General features: G+C 74.4%; 15 protein-coding genes. 10 read left to right on the top strand and 5 right to left on the bottom strand.

Annotated features, from left to right (window positions below; genetic code table 11):
* Window positions 1-1,419 carry an MFS transporter gene (locus ACFYX3_RS29665; protein ID WP_389019612.1) on the bottom strand — a complete coding sequence of 473 codons (1,419 nt, stop codon included), beginning with the start codon at window positions 1,417-1,419 and terminating at the stop codon, window positions 1-3.
* Window positions 1,416-2,015, bottom strand: coding sequence for a TetR/AcrR family transcriptional regulator (locus tag ACFYX3_RS29660; RefSeq protein WP_389019609.1), 600 nt, complete (start codon window positions 2,013-2,015; stop codon window positions 1,416-1,418). The genes ACFYX3_RS29665 and ACFYX3_RS29660 overlap by 4 nt, the downstream gene beginning before the upstream one ends.
* Window positions 2,016-2,313: 298 nt before the next feature.
* On the opposite strand from ACFYX3_RS29660, the gene ACFYX3_RS29655 reads away from it, so the two are divergent.
* The 6 genes from ACFYX3_RS29655 (at window position 2,314) to ACFYX3_RS29630 (ending at window position 7,857) form a co-directional block, all read left to right on the top strand.
* On the top strand, window positions 2,314-2,898 hold the full coding sequence (locus ACFYX3_RS29655; protein ID WP_116164323.1) for a TMEM165/GDT1 family protein: 585 nt from the start codon (window positions 2,314-2,316) through the stop codon (window positions 2,896-2,898).
* Between the two features lie 83 nt (window positions 2,899-2,981).
* A complete protein-coding gene (locus tag ACFYX3_RS29650; protein WP_389019605.1) occupies window positions 2,982-3,500 on the top strand; it encodes a hemerythrin domain-containing protein in 519 nt (172 codons plus the stop codon).
* A gap of 73 nt (window positions 3,501-3,573) precedes the next feature.
* Complete coding sequence (locus ACFYX3_RS29645) at window positions 3,574-4,191, top strand: TetR/AcrR family transcriptional regulator (RefSeq protein ID WP_116164319.1); 618 nt, start codon at window positions 3,574-3,576, stop codon at window positions 4,189-4,191.
* The gene (locus ACFYX3_RS29640; RefSeq protein ID WP_389019601.1) at window positions 4,175-5,833 is read left to right on the top strand and encodes an acyl-CoA dehydrogenase family protein; all 1,659 of its coding nucleotides are present in this window, start codon (window positions 4,175-4,177) and stop codon (window positions 5,831-5,833) included. The genes ACFYX3_RS29645 and ACFYX3_RS29640 overlap by 17 nt, the downstream gene beginning before the upstream one ends.
* An 88-nt stretch (window positions 5,834-5,921) precedes the next feature.
* A complete protein-coding gene (locus tag ACFYX3_RS29635) occupies window positions 5,922-6,455 on the top strand; it encodes a VOC family protein (protein ID WP_389019599.1) in 534 nt (177 codons plus the stop codon).
* A 79-nt stretch (window positions 6,456-6,534) separates the two neighbouring features.
* On the top strand, window positions 6,535-7,857 hold the full coding sequence (locus tag ACFYX3_RS29630) for a M20 family metallopeptidase (protein WP_389019596.1): 1,323 nt from the start codon (window positions 6,535-6,537) through the stop codon (window positions 7,855-7,857).
* Here the strand turns inward: ACFYX3_RS29630 and ACFYX3_RS29625 are convergent.
* Window positions 7,757-8,704, bottom strand: coding sequence for a LysR family transcriptional regulator (locus ACFYX3_RS29625; RefSeq protein ID WP_389019593.1), 948 nt, complete (start codon window positions 8,702-8,704; stop codon window positions 7,757-7,759). The genes ACFYX3_RS29630 and ACFYX3_RS29625 overlap by 101 nt on opposite strands.
* A gap of 129 nt (window positions 8,705-8,833) precedes the next feature.
* Between ACFYX3_RS29625 and ACFYX3_RS29620 the strand changes: the two genes are divergently transcribed.
* From ACFYX3_RS29620 to ACFYX3_RS29610, 3 genes are all read left to right on the top strand, one after another.
* A complete protein-coding gene (locus ACFYX3_RS29620) occupies window positions 8,834-10,093 on the top strand; it encodes an MFS transporter (protein WP_389019589.1) in 1,260 nt (419 codons plus the stop codon).
* Complete coding sequence (locus ACFYX3_RS29615) at window positions 10,093-10,410, top strand: cupin (protein WP_389019777.1); 318 nt, start codon at window positions 10,093-10,095, stop codon at window positions 10,408-10,410. Before ACFYX3_RS29620 ends, ACFYX3_RS29615 begins: the two co-directional genes overlap by 1 nt.
* A 61-nt stretch (window positions 10,411-10,471) precedes the next feature.
* Complete coding sequence (locus ACFYX3_RS29610) at window positions 10,472-11,125, top strand: TOPRIM nucleotidyl transferase/hydrolase domain-containing protein (RefSeq protein WP_389019584.1); 654 nt, start codon at window positions 10,472-10,474, stop codon at window positions 11,123-11,125.
* A gap of 12 nt (window positions 11,126-11,137) precedes the next feature.
* Here the strand turns inward: ACFYX3_RS29610 and ACFYX3_RS29605 are convergent, their stop codons facing one another.
* A complete protein-coding gene (locus ACFYX3_RS29605) occupies window positions 11,138-11,971 on the bottom strand; it encodes a cache domain-containing protein (RefSeq protein ID WP_389019581.1) in 834 nt (277 codons plus the stop codon).
* On the bottom strand, window positions 11,925-12,776 hold the full coding sequence (locus tag ACFYX3_RS29600; protein WP_382653899.1) for a FadR/GntR family transcriptional regulator: 852 nt from the start codon (window positions 12,774-12,776) through the stop codon (window positions 11,925-11,927). Before ACFYX3_RS29600 ends, ACFYX3_RS29605 begins: the two co-directional genes overlap by 47 nt.
* 129 nt (window positions 12,777-12,905) lie before the next feature.
* Between ACFYX3_RS29600 and ACFYX3_RS29595 the strand changes: the two genes are divergently transcribed.
* The gene (locus ACFYX3_RS29595) at window positions 12,906-13,943 is read left to right on the top strand and encodes an ABC transporter ATP-binding protein (protein WP_376590610.1); all 1,038 of its coding nucleotides are present in this window, start codon (window positions 12,906-12,908) and stop codon (window positions 13,941-13,943) included.
* Window positions 13,944-13,969: the final 26 nt, after the last annotated feature.

Genomic DNA, 13,969 nt, shown 5'->3' with positions numbered 1-13,969 from the left:
TCATGATCGTACGCAGGGCTGTCGGCGACGCCCGGGTGGCGCAGACTCCGGGCGTGTCCCACCGCGGTCCGGGCGGCCGGGGAGGGCGAGGGCGGCGAAAAGGGCGAGCGCGGCGATGGCCGCCAGGGCCGGGAGGGCGGCGCCCCGGGCCGGTACGAAGCCGCCGTCCGGGACGAGGGCGAGGAGCAGGGCCGCGGTGGCGACGCCGAGCGCGGGGCCGACGTTCATCGCCGTCTGCTGGAGGCCGCCGGCGACGCCGGCGTGGGCCTCGGGGGCGCGGTGCACGACGACGGAGGTCGCGGTGACCATGAGCGTGACGAACCCGGCGCCGAGGAGCGCGGACGCGCCGCCCACGGCGGCCGCGCCGGCCGTCTCGTCGAGCCGGGAGAGCAGCAGGACCCCGAGCGTGAGCAGCGCGGCCCCGGTGGTCGCGGTGCGCCGGGGCCCGAAGCGGCGCTGGAGCGGCGGGCAGAGCAGCGCGCCGAGGACCATGAGGACGGCGAGCGGGAGGACGCGCAGCGCGCAGGCGAGGGGGTCGAGCCCCTGGACGTCCTGGAGGAAGTACGTGACCACGAAGAGCCCGCCGGAGAGGGCGGCCGATGCCGCGAGGAGCGCGGCGAGCCCCGCGACGACCGGCACGCTCCGGAGCAGCGCCAGGGGCAGCAGCGGGTCTGCCGCCCGCCGCTCGTGCCACGCGAAGGCCGCCCCGGCCGCGAGGGCCGCACCGCAGGCGAGAAGGGCGATCCCGCGGCCACCGGGACGGGACGCCTGGTCGAGCCCGTGGACCAGCAGACCGAGCGAGACGGCGAGCAGGAGGGCGCCGAGCGGATCGAGCGCGGCGGAGCCGGACGTCGGGTGCTCGGGCGCGTGCGCCGGACGGCGGTCCCGCCCTGTCAGGGCCAGCAGCCCGATCGCCAGGGTCGGGGGCACTCCGAGGAGGAAGACCGCGCGCCAGCCGTACGAGGAGACCAGGGCGCCGCCGATGACGGGGCCGGTCGCGGCGGCGAGGCCGATGGCGGCGGTGCGGACGGCGATCGGGGTCGCGAGCCGCTCCGGTGGGAAGGCGGTGCGCAGCATGCCGAGGGTGGCGGGCTGGAGGAGTGCCCCGCAGACGCCCTGGAGCACGCGCAGCGCGATCACGGTGCCGATGCCGGGCGCCAGGGCGATTCCGGTGGAGGCGGCGGCGAAGCCGAGGGCGCCGACGGCGAAGACCCGGCGGTGGCCGTACCGGTCGCCGAGGCGGCCCGCGAGGACGAGGAGGCTCGCGACGGCGACGAGGTAGCCGGTGCTGGTCCACTGCACCTGGCCGACCTCGGCGTGCAGGTCGCGCTGGAGGGCGGGCTGGGCGACGGTCAGGACCGTGCCGTCGAGGGCGACGACGGCGGCGCCGACGACGCTGCAGGCGAGGGTGCGGTTCACCGGGCGGCGTCCCCGAGGTGGGCGTCGAGCGCGGCGGCCAGGAAGGGGCCCGGGTCGTCGTCGCCGGTGGCGAGGCGGAGGCTGCCCCAGTGCCAGAGCTGGGCGATGCCGTGCAGGTTGGCCCAGAGGGCGCCGGCGAGGACGGCGGGGTCGGCCGCCGGGCGGACTCGGGCGACGAGCCCGGTGAGGTGGGCGAAGAGCGGCAGGCTGGTCTCGCGCAGCCCGAGCCGGCCGCTCTCGAGCAGGTCGTGCCGGAACATCAGCTCGTACATGCCGCGCCGGGTGTCGGCGTAGTCGAGGTAGACCCGGGCGAGCACCTCGATCCGCTCGCGCGCCGGGGCCCCCTCGGGGTCCTCCTCGGCGACGCGCGCGGCGAGTTCGGCGAAGCCCTGGCGGGCGATGGCGGACAGCAGGTCGAGGTGGGTGGGGAAGTACCGCCGCGGGGCTCCGTGGGAGACGCCGGCGCGGCGGGCGATCTCGCGCAGGGAGAGGGCCTGGGCGCCTTCGGCGTTCACCAGCTCGACGCCGACCCGGACGAGTCGGACGCGCAGCCCGTCCTCGTGGGTGCCTTCGGAAGCGTTCTCGTGCAGGGACATAGACACTGTCTACCAAGATCGAGTAGACAGTGTCTACATCACGTCGCGCCGTGATCCGTTACACTGGGCGACAGCGAAGGGGAGTAGCCCTGCGAACCGGTCGTCGACACACTGGAACCCCCGGGTTCCCGGTGACCGGGTCCGCGTACGACGCGGACGGGCGAGACCTTCGGCCAGGCAACAGTCACGTCCGCGTTCCCGTGGGCGTGGTCCGTCATGCCGGGCCGAGTGGTCCTCCCGTCGCCCACCGAGGTGTCGTGCGGAGCCGCGGGGCCCGGACCGAGCAGAGAGCCCCGGTATGCACCTCGACCCCTTGGCGATCCTCACCGCCTTCGGGCTGATCTTCCTCGCCGAGCTTCCCGACAAGACGATGTTCGCGTCCCTCGCCATGGGCACGCGCATGCGTCCGCTGTACGTGTGGATCGGCACCTCCACCGCCTTCCTGGCCCACGTCGCCATCGCGGTGGGCGCCGGCAGCCTGCTCGGGCTGCTCCCGGGCTGGACCGTCAAGCTGGTCTCGGCCCTGATGTTCGGCTTCGGCGCGTTCATGCTGCTGCGCGGCGGGGGCGACGACGACGAGGCCGACGAGGGCGGCCGGACGGTCAGCGGCTTCTGGCCCGTCTTCTCGACCGCGTTCATGGCTGTCTTCATCAGCGAGTGGGGCGACCTGACCCAGATCACCACCGCCAACCTGGCCGCCACCAACGGCACCTGGTCGACGGCGATCGGTTCCTTCGCCGCCCTGACGACGGTCTCCGCCCTCGCTCTGATCGCGGGCCGCTTCATCGCCAAGCGCGTCCCGCTCAAGACCGTGCAGCGCATCGGCGGCGTCTGCATGGCGGGCCTCGCGATCTGGTCCCTGACCGAGGTCTTCACCGGCTGAGCAGCCACCCGCTCCGGCGCACGCCCCTTCCCGCTCCGGGAAGGGGCGTGCGCCGTTCCGGGGCCGGTGGAATCATGCGGCGCATGGCCACCACCTCCGAACCGGCCGACCGCCTCACGGCGTTCGGGAACCAGCTCGTCGACGTGCACCTCTGGCTCCGCGAGGAGCTCGCCCGCCTCCGCGAGGACCTCGACTCCTTCCTCTCCGGCGGCGGCGCCCGCCCCCGCGACCTCCGCGCGCACTGCCTCGCCTTCTGCTCCGCGCTCACCCGCCACCACACCGCCGAGGACCAGGGCGTCTTCCCCGTCCTCGCCGAGACGCATCCGGCGCTGCGGCCCGTACTCGACGAACTGGCCCGCGACCACGTGCAGGTGGAGGAGATCCTGGTCCGCCTCCAGGAACTCCTCGACACGCTCCCGGCCGAGCCGGGGACCGACCCGGACCCGGCGGAGGCACGGCGGGTGCGCGGCGAGCTGGACGGTCTCGTCGCGCTGGTGGAGTCGCACTTCACGTACGAGGAGAAGAAGCTCGTCTCGGCCCTCGACGAGCTCGGCACCCCGCTGCCGGACGACTTCGCACTCCGCGACCTGACGGGCGGCTGATTCTCGGCGTCGCCGGGTGTGCACCCCCGTCCGGCCTCTTGATGAAGCAGTGAATCACTGCTTCACTCCTTCCATGCCCTACCGACGCACCCCCGCCGTCCAGGCCCGGCTCGACGCCCAGCGCGGCTCGGTCGTCGACGCGGCCCTCGGACTGCTCGCCGAGCAGGGGTACGCGGGCTGCACGATGGCCGCCGTCGCCGCGCGCGCCGGAATCGCCACGGGCAGCGTGTACCGCCACTTCCCGAGCAAGGCCGAACTCTCCGTCGAGCTGTTCCGGACGGTGGTGAGCCGGGAGGTCGCGGCCGTCTCCGAGGCGGCCGGGCATCCCGGGCACGGATCGGCGGCCGAGCGGGTGGTCGCCGTGATCGAGACCTTCGCCCAGCGGGCCCTGAAGTCGCCGCGCCTGGCCTACGCGCTGCTCGCCGAACCGGTCGACCCGGCCGTGGACGCGGAGCGGCTCGTGTTCCGGCGCGCGTTCCGGGACGTGTTCGCCGCGCGCGTCGAGGAGGGCGTGCGCTCGGGCGAGCTGCCGCCGCAGGACGCGGTCCTGACGGCCTCGGCGCTGGTCGGGGCGGGCGCGGAGGCGCTCGTCGGGCCGCTGGCGGAGGGGTCCGTGGGGCCCGAGACCGTACCCGCACTCGTCACGTTCACCCTGAGAGCTCTGGGAGTTCCCGATGCCGCCCACGCATGAGGTCACCAACCAGGTACCGCCGCTGACCGGTTACGACGTCTCCGCCGACCCCGCGCTCCTGGAGGCGCTGCGCCGCGAGGGCGCGGGCTGGGCCGAGGCCGAGGTCCGCGAGCTCGGCGCGAAGGCGGGAGGCGAGGAGGCCCAGGAGTGGGGGCGGCTCGCCGAGCGCCACTCCCCCGTCCTGCACACCCACGACCGGTACGGGCACCGGATCGACGAGGTCGAGTTCCATCCGTACTGGCACGAGCTGATGGACACGGCCGTCCGGCACGGGCTGCACGGTGCTCCCTGGCGCGACGAGCGGCCGGGCGCGCACGTGGCGCGCGCGGCCAAGGTGTTCGTGTGGGGGCAGGCCGACGCCGGGCACCTGTGTCCCGTCTCCATGACGTACGCGGCGGTGCCCGCGCTGCGCGTCCAGCCGGAGCTCGCCGGGGTGTACGAGCCGCTGCTGACCTCCTCCTCGTACGACTTCGGGCTGCGGGTGCCGACGGAGAAGCGCGGGATCATCGCCGGGATGTCGATGACCGAGAAGCAGGGCGGCTCGGACGTCCGGGCGAACACGACCCGGGCGGTGCCGTCGGGCGAGCCCGGGCAGTACGCGCTGACCGGCCACAAGTGGTTCACCTCGGCGCCGATGTCGGACGTCTTCCTCACCCTCGCGCAGGCTCCCGGCGGCCTGTCCTGCTTCCTGGTGCCCCGGGTGCTGCCCGACGGCACCCGCAACGCGGTCCGGTTCCAGCGCCTCAAGGACAAGCTGGGCAACCGGTCGAACGCCTCCTCCGAGATCGAGTACGAGGGAGCCCTCGGCACGCTGGTCGGCGAGGAGGGGCGCGGGGTGGCGACCATCATCCGGATGGTCAACATGACGCGGCTCGACTGCGCCATCAGCTCGGCCTCCGGCATGCGGCTCGGGCTCGTGCAGGCCGTGCACCACGCCACGCACCGCGAGGCGTTCGGGGCACGGCTCGTGGACCAGCCGCTGATGCGGAACGTGCTCGCGGACCTGGCGGTGGAGGCGGAGGCCGCGACGGTCGCGTCGCTGCGGCTCGCCGGTGCGGTGGACCGGGCGGCGCGCGGTGACGCCGAGGAGGAGCAGCTGCGCCGGCTCGGGCTCGCGGTCACCAAGTACTGGGTGTGCAAGCGGGCGCCCGCGCACGCCGCCGAGGCGCTCGAATGCCTCGGCGGCAACGGCTACGTCGAGGACTCGGGCCTGCCGAGGCTCTACCGGGAGTCGCCGCTGCCGTCGATCTGGGAGGGCTCCGGGAACGTCGCCGCCCTCGACGTGCTGCGGGCGATGGCCCGTCAGCCGGAGGCGGTGGAGGCGTACTTCGCGGAGGTCGACCGGGGCGCGGGCGCCGACCGGCGGCTCGACTCGGCGGTCGCGGGCCTCCGCAAGGACCTCGCGGGGCTCGGCGACCCGGAGGCCGTGGCGTACGGGGCGCGGCGGCTCGTCGAGCGCCTCGCCCTGGTCCTCCAGGGTTCGCTGCTCGTGCGGCACGGCCACCCGGCGATCGCGGACGCGTTCTGCGCCTCGCGCCTGGACGGGGACCGGGGCCTCGCCTTCGGGACGCTGCCGACGGGCGTGGACACGGCGGCCATCATCGCGCGGAGCGGCCCGGACGCGGTGAGCACGCCGGCCTGACCGTCATCTCGGACAGGACCTGACCTACTTCGGACCTAACGTGACTCCCGTACGGCGACGAGAGCACATCGGTGAAGGGATCAGGAAGATGTCCGAGCACGACAGCACCGCTCCGAAGGGCTACACGACCGTGGCGCCTTGGGTCGTCACCGACGACACGGGGGCCTTCCTCGACTTCGTCACCCGGGCGTTCGGGGGTGAGGAGCTCGCCCGGGTGTCCACCGAGGACGGAGCGATCGGTCACGGTGAGATCCGGGTCGGTGACACGGTCGTGCTTGCCTTCGACCGGCGCGCGGACTGGCCCGTCCTGCCGAGCCTGCTGCGCGTGTTCGTCGCCGACGCGGACGAGGCGTTCGCCAGGGCCACCGCTGCCGGGGCCCATGTCGTCACCCCGCTCGCCAACGACGCCTTCGGACAGCGCGGTGGGCGGGTCCGGGACCCCTTCGGCAACATCTGGTGGGTGACCTGCCTCGTCGAGGAGGTCGCCGAGGAGGAGATGTGGCGGCGGCTCGATGACCCCGCGTACGCCGAGACCATGCGGGTGGCCCAGGCGACGCTCGACGCCGAGCTCAGCGGCAGGGAGCAGGGGCGCAGCAGTGCCCCGGTGGGCCCGACCGGCTGACCGGGACGGTCCCGGGTGGCAGTCTGGTGGGGCACGGTTCCCGGGCCGCGGCGCAGGCCGCCACGAGAGGGAGTCCCCGATGGGCAGCGAGGCGATCCACGGCGAACTGGACGGGCGCGCGGCGAAGACGGCCGAGCAGGTGGTGGCCTGGCGGCGCCATCTGCACCGGCATCCGGAGCTGTCCAACCGGGAGGTGAACACGGCCCGCCTGGTGGCGGACCACCTGCGCTCCCTCGGCCTCGACGAGATCCGTACGGGCATCGCCGGGCACGGCGTCGTGGGCGTCCTGCGCGGGTCGGCGCCGGACGGCGGGCGGGTCGTGGCGCTGCGGGCCGACATGGACGCGCTGCCGGTGAAGGACCTGTGCGGGACGGACTTCGCCTCCGGGACGGTGGACGCCGACTACCCGGGCGGCCCCTTCCCCGTGTCGCACGCCTGCGGGCACGACTGCCACACGGCGATGCTGATGGGTGCGGCGACGGTCCTCGCGGGTGTCCGCGAGCGGCTTCCCGGCACGGTCCTCTTCGTCTTCCAGCCCGCCGAGGAGGGCCCGCCGGTGGCGGAGGAGGGCGGGGCGCGGGCCATGGTCGAGGCGGGCGCGTTCGCCGGCCCGGTGCCGACGATGGCCTTCGGGATGCACGTGACGCCGTATCCGAAGGGGTACGTGGGGTACAGGGTCGGCAACCAGTACGGCGCGTCCACCCTGGTCCGTATCGTCGTCACCGGAAAGCAGGTGCACGGTTCCACGCCCTGGGAGGGCGTCGACCCGATGCCCGCGGCCGGCGCGGTGCTCACCGGGATCGGCCAGCTGTACCGGCAGGTCTCGGCCTTCGACCCGGTCACGGTGACGATCGGGCACGTCGAGGACGTGGGCCGCTTCAACATCATCGGCCAGACGGTGACCCTGTGGGGGACGGTCCGCTGCGCCGTGGAGTCCGACATGGCCGAGGTCCAGGGTCGTCTGACGACGCTGGCCGAGCACTCGGCGGCGGCGTACGGCGCGACGGCCACGGTGGAGTACCTGCAGTCCGTGCCGCCCGTGCACAACAGCGGGCCGTGGGTGGAGGCGGCGCTGCCGACCTTCCGCCGGGTGGCCGGCGGGGAACGCGTGGTGGAGACGGGCGCCACGCTCGGCTACGACGACGTCTCCGAGTTCATCGGCCGGTTCGGCGGCCTGTACGTGATGCTCGGCGTGCAGGACGCCGCCCTGGACGCCTCGGGACGGCCGGTCCCGGTGGAGGGCGGGCGCGGCCTCGTCACCAACCACAACCCGCATTTCTACGCGGACGACGACACCCTGGTCACCGGCGTCCGCCTCCACGCGCACGTGGCGTACGACCATCTGACGGGTGACCTGGTCGTTCGGCAGCGAGACCTTCGACCGTCGCCACGAAGGCCCTGAGCAGGGCGGAGTCTGCGGCGGTGAGCCACACGAGGCCGTATTCGAGGGGCGGGACGCCGTGGAGCGGAACGTAGGCGATGCCGGGGCGGGGGTGGTACCGGGCGCCCCGGGCCGCCCCCGGGGAGGCGCCCCGGCCGGCGATCACGTGGGAGAGGACCTCCTGCCAGGTGGCGGCGGTCGGCCCCCGGCCGACGGGGGCGCCGGACGGGGTCCTGCGCGGGTAGTGGTGGTCGGTCCAGTAACGGGGTACGGCTCCGCCGGGTGCGATGAGGTCGAGGCCCGCGAGGTCCTCCGGGCCGAGGGAATCGCGGCGGGCCAGCGGGTGTCCGGCGGGCAGGAGCAGGACCCGTTCGTCGGTGACGACGACGGGGCCGGTGGTGAGGTCCGGCTCGTGGACCGGGAAGGCGGCGCACTGGACGTCGAGCGTGCCGTCCTGGAGGGGGCGGACGCCGCCGTCCAGGGGTACCTCACGGACGGTGATCTCGCAGTCGGGGTACGAGGCGAGCAGCGCGTCGGCGGCGGCCGTGAGCAGTTCGCCGCCCCAGGGGGTGCCGAAGCCGACGCGCAGCCTCCCGTTGACTCCGCGCCCCGCGGCGGTGGCGCGTTCGAGGGCGGCCCTCATCTGCCGGTACGCGGGCAGCAGGTCCTCGTACAGGGCGTGGCCGACGGGGGTGAGGCGGACGCTGCGGCTGGTGCGGGCGAAGAGCGGGGTGCCGACGCGGCGCTCCAGCTTCTTGACGGTCTGGCTGATCCGGCCGGTGGAGACGCCGAGGCGCTCGGCGGTGCGCCCGAAGTGGAGTTCCTCGGCGAGCGTCAGGAACGCTTCCAGTTCGTACCGTTCGAGCACCGGCCCCGCCCTTCACGTCTACGGATCGTTGAGTGTGACTCAACGCCGGTTTCATGATGACAGCTTGATCGGCTGCGGTGGCCGCCGGGAGCCTGGAGGCATCCTCCTCCCCCGTACGGAAGGCCCTCCGTGGTCCCGCGCCCCCTCGCTCCCGCCACCTCCGCCCGGCCCGTGAACGTCCTGCTCCTCGCCGTGGCGGGGGCGGTCACCGTCGCCAACATCTACTTCCCGCAGCCGCTGCTCGCCGCCGTGGCGCGCGGCCTCGACGTGTCGGAGCGGACGGCGGGGCTCGTCGCCTCGGCCGCCCAGATCGGGTACGCGCTCGGCATCCTGCTGCTCGTGCCGCTCGCCGACTCCGCGAGGCTGCGCCGCCTCACCTCGGTGCTGCTCGCCCTGACCGGCGCCGCTCTGCTCGTCGCGGCGGCGGCGCCCGACGTGGTCACCCTGACGGTCGCGACCCTCGCGCTCTCCACCACGACCGTGCTTCCGCAGATCCTCACCCCCGTGGCGGCGGTGCTCGCCGGGCCCGGACGGCGGGGCCGGGTCGTGGGCCTGGTGGGCCTCGGCCTGACGCTGGGCTCGACCCTGTCCCGTACGGTCTCGGGCGCGGTGACCGACGCGAGCGGCAGCTGGCGCGTCGCCTACGCGGTGGCGGCGGTGGCGACGGCGGCGCTGCTCCTCGTCCTTCCCCGCCGGCTGCCCGAACGGCTGGGATCGCGGGCGGACACCTCGTACGCCCGGCTCCTGGCGGGGCTTCCCCGGCTCCTCGCGGTCCACCGGGAGCTGCGGATCTCGGCGCTGCTCGGGGCGTGCGCCTTCGCCGCGTTCAGCGTCTTCTGGTCCGTGCTCGCCTTCCACCTGGCGGCCCCGCCGCTCGGGTACGGGCCGGGGGCCGCGGGGCTCTTCGGGGTGCTGACCCTGCCGGCGGCGCTGCTCTCGGCGGCGGCCGGGTCACTGGCCGACCGGTACGGGGCCTCGGCGGTGAACGCCGGAGGGCTGGTCTGTGCGGGGCTCGGCCTCTCGGCGGCCGGACTCGCCCCGTACTCCCCCGTGGCCCTGGTGGCCGGGGCGAACCTGCTGGTGGTGGGGGTCAGCTCCTGCCAGGTGGCAAGCCAGGCGCGGATCTTCGGGATCGGCCGGGCGGTGGCCGCCCGGGTGAACACGGTCTTCATGCTGGCCACGTTCGGCGGCGGGGCTCTCGGCTCGCTCGCCGGGACCTGGCTGTACGCGTCGCACGGCTGGACCGCCGCGCTCCTCGCCGCGGGGGCGTGCGTCGCCGTCGGCGGGCTCGTGGTGGTCCGCGCGCGACCGGCGGCCCCGAGTTGCGTCCGGGACGTCACACGGGAGGCTGGGGGTATCCGCCCGCGCATCCCGCAGGGAGAGTCATGATGCTGGACCTCACCGCACTCGCCGACGAGCACCTGACCGCGGCCCGCACGGCCGCGCACGGGCGCAGCGCCCACCTGGTGATGCACGACGGGGTGCTGCGGCAGACCGTCATCGCCCTGACCTCGGGCACGTCGCTCGACGAGCACAACGCGCCGCCCGCCGCGAGCCTCCAGGTGCTCCGGGGCCGGGTGAACCTGACGGCGGCCGGGTGGACCGAGGAGCTGCGTTCCGGCACGCTGCGGATGATCCCCAAGGAGCGGCACGGGCTGACGGCGCTCGAGGACGCGGTGGTGCTGCTCACGGCCGTGAACGACTGAGAGCCGGGCCCCGGTCGAATATTCGCTGCCCTGTCGGCCCGGGGACGGGCAGACTCGCCCCATGGCGGACACGAGGGCGCGGGCGGACAGGACGTGGGCGGACACGAGGGCGTTCCAGGACGAGGTGGGCCGCTGGGCGGCCGGCGCGTCCGGCGGAGACACGGCGAGGGAGCTGGCCGTGACCCTGGGGCTGCGGACGGCGGTGCTCCTGGAAGGACCGAGCGACTTCGCGGCCGTCGAGACGCTGGCGGCGCGGCGCGGCCGGGACCTCGCCGCGGAGGGCGTGTGCGTGGTGTCCATGGGCGGGGCGATGAGCATCGCCCGCTACGCCGAACTGCTCGGACCGCCCGGCCTCGACCTGCGTCTGACAGGTCTGTGCGACGAGCGTGAGCGGGGCTTCTACGAGCGCGGCCTCGCGCGGGCCGGAGCGCCGCAGGAGGACTTCTTCGTCTGTGTGGCGGACCTGGAGGACGAGCTCATCCGCGCGCTGGGCCCGGCGAAGGTCGAGGAGATCATCCGTGAGGAAGGGGATCTGCGCCCCTGGCAGACCTTCCTGAGCCAGCCCGCCCAGCACGGCCGGCCCCGGGAGCAGCAGCTGCGGCGCTTCCTCGGCACGAAGAAGGGCCGCAAGATCCGCTACGGCACCCTCCTCGTGGAGGCCCTCGACACGGGCCGGGTGCCGGAGCCGCTCGACGGGCTTCTGCGGAGTCTGTGACCGCCCCGGGGCTCAGGCGTCCGTCGTGACCAGGACGAGGGGCGTGCCTCCGCAGGGACGCAGGCGCAGGCCGTCGACGCGGTGTTCGGCCGGCGGCCCGGCGAGGACGGCGGCGAAGTCGGGGCCCTTGGTGAGGGACCCGGCCAGGTGGCCGGGGTCGGTGGAGGCGGCGACCCGGCCCCGCGCGTTGACGAGCCGGGCCGGTGCGGGCAGCCGCTGGAGCACGGGGAGCACGGCCGCCTCGAAGTGCCGCAGGTAGACGTCGGCGGCGGCCACGCCCACGAAGCGGCCGCCGAGTTCGACCGGCGCGGAGAGCGTGAGGCTGTACTCGTCGGAGCACAGGTAGTCCACGTACGGTCCGGCGGCGGCCCGGTGCCCGGTCTCGCGGGGCAGGGTGTACCAGTCCCAGTGCGTGTAGTCGGAGTAGGCGGAGTGCTCCGGGTCGAGGTCGAGGAGGAGCGGGCGGACGGCTCCGTCGGGGCCGCGCTGCCACCACTCCAGCCAGCCCGGTACGTCGGTGAGGAGTCCGGGAGCGGCGACGAAGCCCACGCCCGAGACCAGCGGATGGTCCGCGAGCCGGGAACGCAGGCCGGGGCGCAGGGCCGCCAGGTCGGCGGCGACGGGCTCGCGGCCGGGACCGGCCACCCGGGCGAGCAGGACGGCCGTGTCGGTGCCGGTCTCGGCGACGGCGGCGAAGACCTCTTCGAGGGTGTCCCGGACGCGGCCGACCACCTCGTCGGCGGCCTCGTCGAACGGGTCCGGGGCCCGGTGCGCCGTCGTCACGCCCGCGCGTGCGGTGTCAGTGACGGCCCCCGCGGGGCTCGCGGGCCCGGTGCTCCTGCCCATGCGTGTCCTCCTCGGGACGAGGCTCGGTTGCGCGGCCGGGGGTGCCGAGGCGCAGCGCGATCAGCCGCCCCACTGACTCCCGTACGCACGTCTCGGCGAGCGTTCTGGCCCGCTCGTCGGCCTCATCCTGCACGGCGGAGATCACGGCGCGGTGACGATCCGACACATTGCCGAGATGGACGGGGTCGTCGAGGACGAGGCAGAGGAGCGCGCCGAGGTCCGTCTGGAGGGCGATCTCCTCGCGGGTGAGGCGGGCGGACTGGGCTGCGGCGGCGAGTTCGACGTGGAAGCGGCCGTAGAGCCTGCTGCGGGTCGCCGGGTCGTCGGCGGCGGCGAGTTCCTCGACGGTACGGGCGAGGGGGCGCAGGTCCCCGGGCTGGGTGCGGCGGGCGGCGAGCAGGGCTGCGGCGCCGGAGACGGCGGCCCAGTGGTCGCCGAGGTCGCGGAGTTCCTCGGTGGACCAGTCGGCGAGGCGGGCGCGCAACCGTTCCTGCGGCGGGGTGTCGGGGAGGGTGACGAAGCTGCCGCCGCCGCGGCCCCGGCGGGTGGTGACGAGGCCCTGCTGGCGCAGGGCCATGAGGGCTTCGCGCAGGGTGACGGTGGAGACGCCGAGCTGTCCGGCGAGTTCGGTCTCGCCGGGCAGCTGCTCGCCGTCGGCGAGGAGTCCGAGTTCGATGGCGTCGCCGATGCGGCGGGCGACGGTGTCGACCCGGGCCCGGGTGTCGACGGGGGTGAAGACGGCTCTGCGGGCGGCGCCGGTCCGGGCCGCGCCGCCTCCGTCGTCCGGCCTGCCGTTCGGTCTCACGGTTAACCACCTCGCGTCGAGCGTTGACTCAGGCTTTACCTTAAAGGGGTCTTGAGATTTGAACTATGACTTCATATCTTTACGCTCACGCCCGAGCAACGCTCCACCGCACCAGAAAGGTTCCCGCCCATGGAGGGAATGGCGATCCGGCTGACGGGACTGCGCAAGACCTACGGCCGGACCGAGGCCGTGGCCGGGGTGGACCTGGAGATCGCGGACGGCGAGTTCTTCTCGATGCTCGGTCCCTCCGGTTCCGGGAAGACGACCGTGCTGCGGATGATCGCCGGCTTCGAGGCGCCGAGCGCCGGCACCGTCGAACTGGCCGGCCGTGACGTCACCCGGCTCGCCCCCTTCGAGCGGGACGTGCACACCGTCTTCCAGGACTACGCGCTCTTCCCGCACATGACGGTCGAACAGAACGTCGCGTACGGGCTCAAGGTCCGCGGCGTGCCCCGCGCCGAGCGCCTCGTGCGCGCCCGGGCCGCCCTCACCCAGGTCGGCCTCGACGGTCTCGGGAAGCGCCGGCCCGCCGAGCTCTCCGGCGGCCAGCGCCAGCGGGTAGCCCTGGCCCGCGCGCTCGTCGGCCGCCCCCGCGTGCTGCTGCTCGACGAGCCCCTCGGCGCGCTCGACCTCAAGCTCCGCGAGCGGATGCAGGTCGAGCTCAAGGAGATCCAGCGAGAGGTCGGCATCACCTTCGTGTTCGTCACGCACGACCAGGAGGAGGCGCTCACGATGAGCGACCGGATCGCCGTCTTCCACCAGGGTCGGATCGAACAGGTCGCCGCCCCAGCCGAGATCTACGAGCGCCCCGCGACCCCCTTCGTCGCCGGCTTCGTCGGCACCTCCAACCTGCTGACCGGGGAGACCGCCCGGCGGGTGGTCGGCGCGCCGGGCACGTACAGCATCCGGCCGGAGAAGATCCGGATCCTCGCCGACCACAAGGCGCCCGGCGACCCCGGGCACGCCACCGCCGCCGGCACGGTCGCGGAGGTCGTCTACCTCGGCGACTCCACCCGGTTCCTGGTCGACCTCGACGGCGGCGGCCGGCTCACCGCCCTCCAGCAGAACCTGGAGACCTCCTCCGCCGACCTCGCCGCCTTCCGGGGCGCCCGGATCGGCCTCCAGTGGCACCCGAGCCACGCGGTGAGCGTCCCGGAAACCCCGTGAGTCCCCCTACGTCTCGTCAGGCACCG

The sequence above is a fragment of the Streptomyces sp. NPDC002463 genome (genome assembly GCF_042889835.1).
GTDB lineage: Bacteria > Actinomycetota > Actinomycetes > Streptomycetales > Streptomycetaceae > Streptomyces > Streptomyces nymphaeiformis.
Note: the sequence above shows the minus strand (reverse complement) of the source record. Positions and strands in the feature narration are given on the sequence as shown.

Excerpts from the sequence above, each read along its gene's own strand:
- ACFYX3_RS29660 (WP_389019609.1), bottom strand. The coding sequence starts at position 2,015 with ATGTCCCTGCACGAGAACGCTTCCGAAGGCACCCACGAGGACGGGCTG.
- ACFYX3_RS29655 (WP_116164323.1), top strand. The coding sequence starts at position 2,314 with ATGCACCTCGACCCCTTGGCGATCCTCACCGCCTTCGGGCTGATCTTC.
- ACFYX3_RS29650 (WP_389019605.1), top strand. The coding sequence starts at position 2,982 with ATGGCCACCACCTCCGAACCGGCCGACCGCCTCACGGCGTTCGGGAAC.
- ACFYX3_RS29645 (WP_116164319.1), top strand. The coding sequence starts at position 3,574 with ATGCCCTACCGACGCACCCCCGCCGTCCAGGCCCGGCTCGACGCCCAG.
- ACFYX3_RS29640 (WP_389019601.1), top strand. The coding sequence starts at position 4,175 with ATGCCGCCCACGCATGAGGTCACCAACCAGGTACCGCCGCTGACCGGT.
- ACFYX3_RS29635 (WP_389019599.1), top strand. The coding sequence starts at position 5,922 with ATGTCCGAGCACGACAGCACCGCTCCGAAGGGCTACACGACCGTGGCG.
- ACFYX3_RS29630 (WP_389019596.1), top strand. The coding sequence starts at position 6,535 with ATGGGCAGCGAGGCGATCCACGGCGAACTGGACGGGCGCGCGGCGAAG.
- ACFYX3_RS29615 (WP_389019777.1), top strand. The coding sequence starts at position 10,093 with ATGCTGGACCTCACCGCACTCGCCGACGAGCACCTGACCGCGGCCCGC.
- ACFYX3_RS29610 (WP_389019584.1), top strand. The coding sequence starts at position 10,472 with ATGGCGGACACGAGGGCGCGGGCGGACAGGACGTGGGCGGACACGAGG.
- ACFYX3_RS29605 (WP_389019581.1), bottom strand. The coding sequence starts at position 11,971 with ATGGGCAGGAGCACCGGGCCCGCGAGCCCCGCGGGGGCCGTCACTGAC.
- ACFYX3_RS29595 (WP_376590610.1), top strand. The coding sequence starts at position 12,906 with ATGGAGGGAATGGCGATCCGGCTGACGGGACTGCGCAAGACCTACGGC.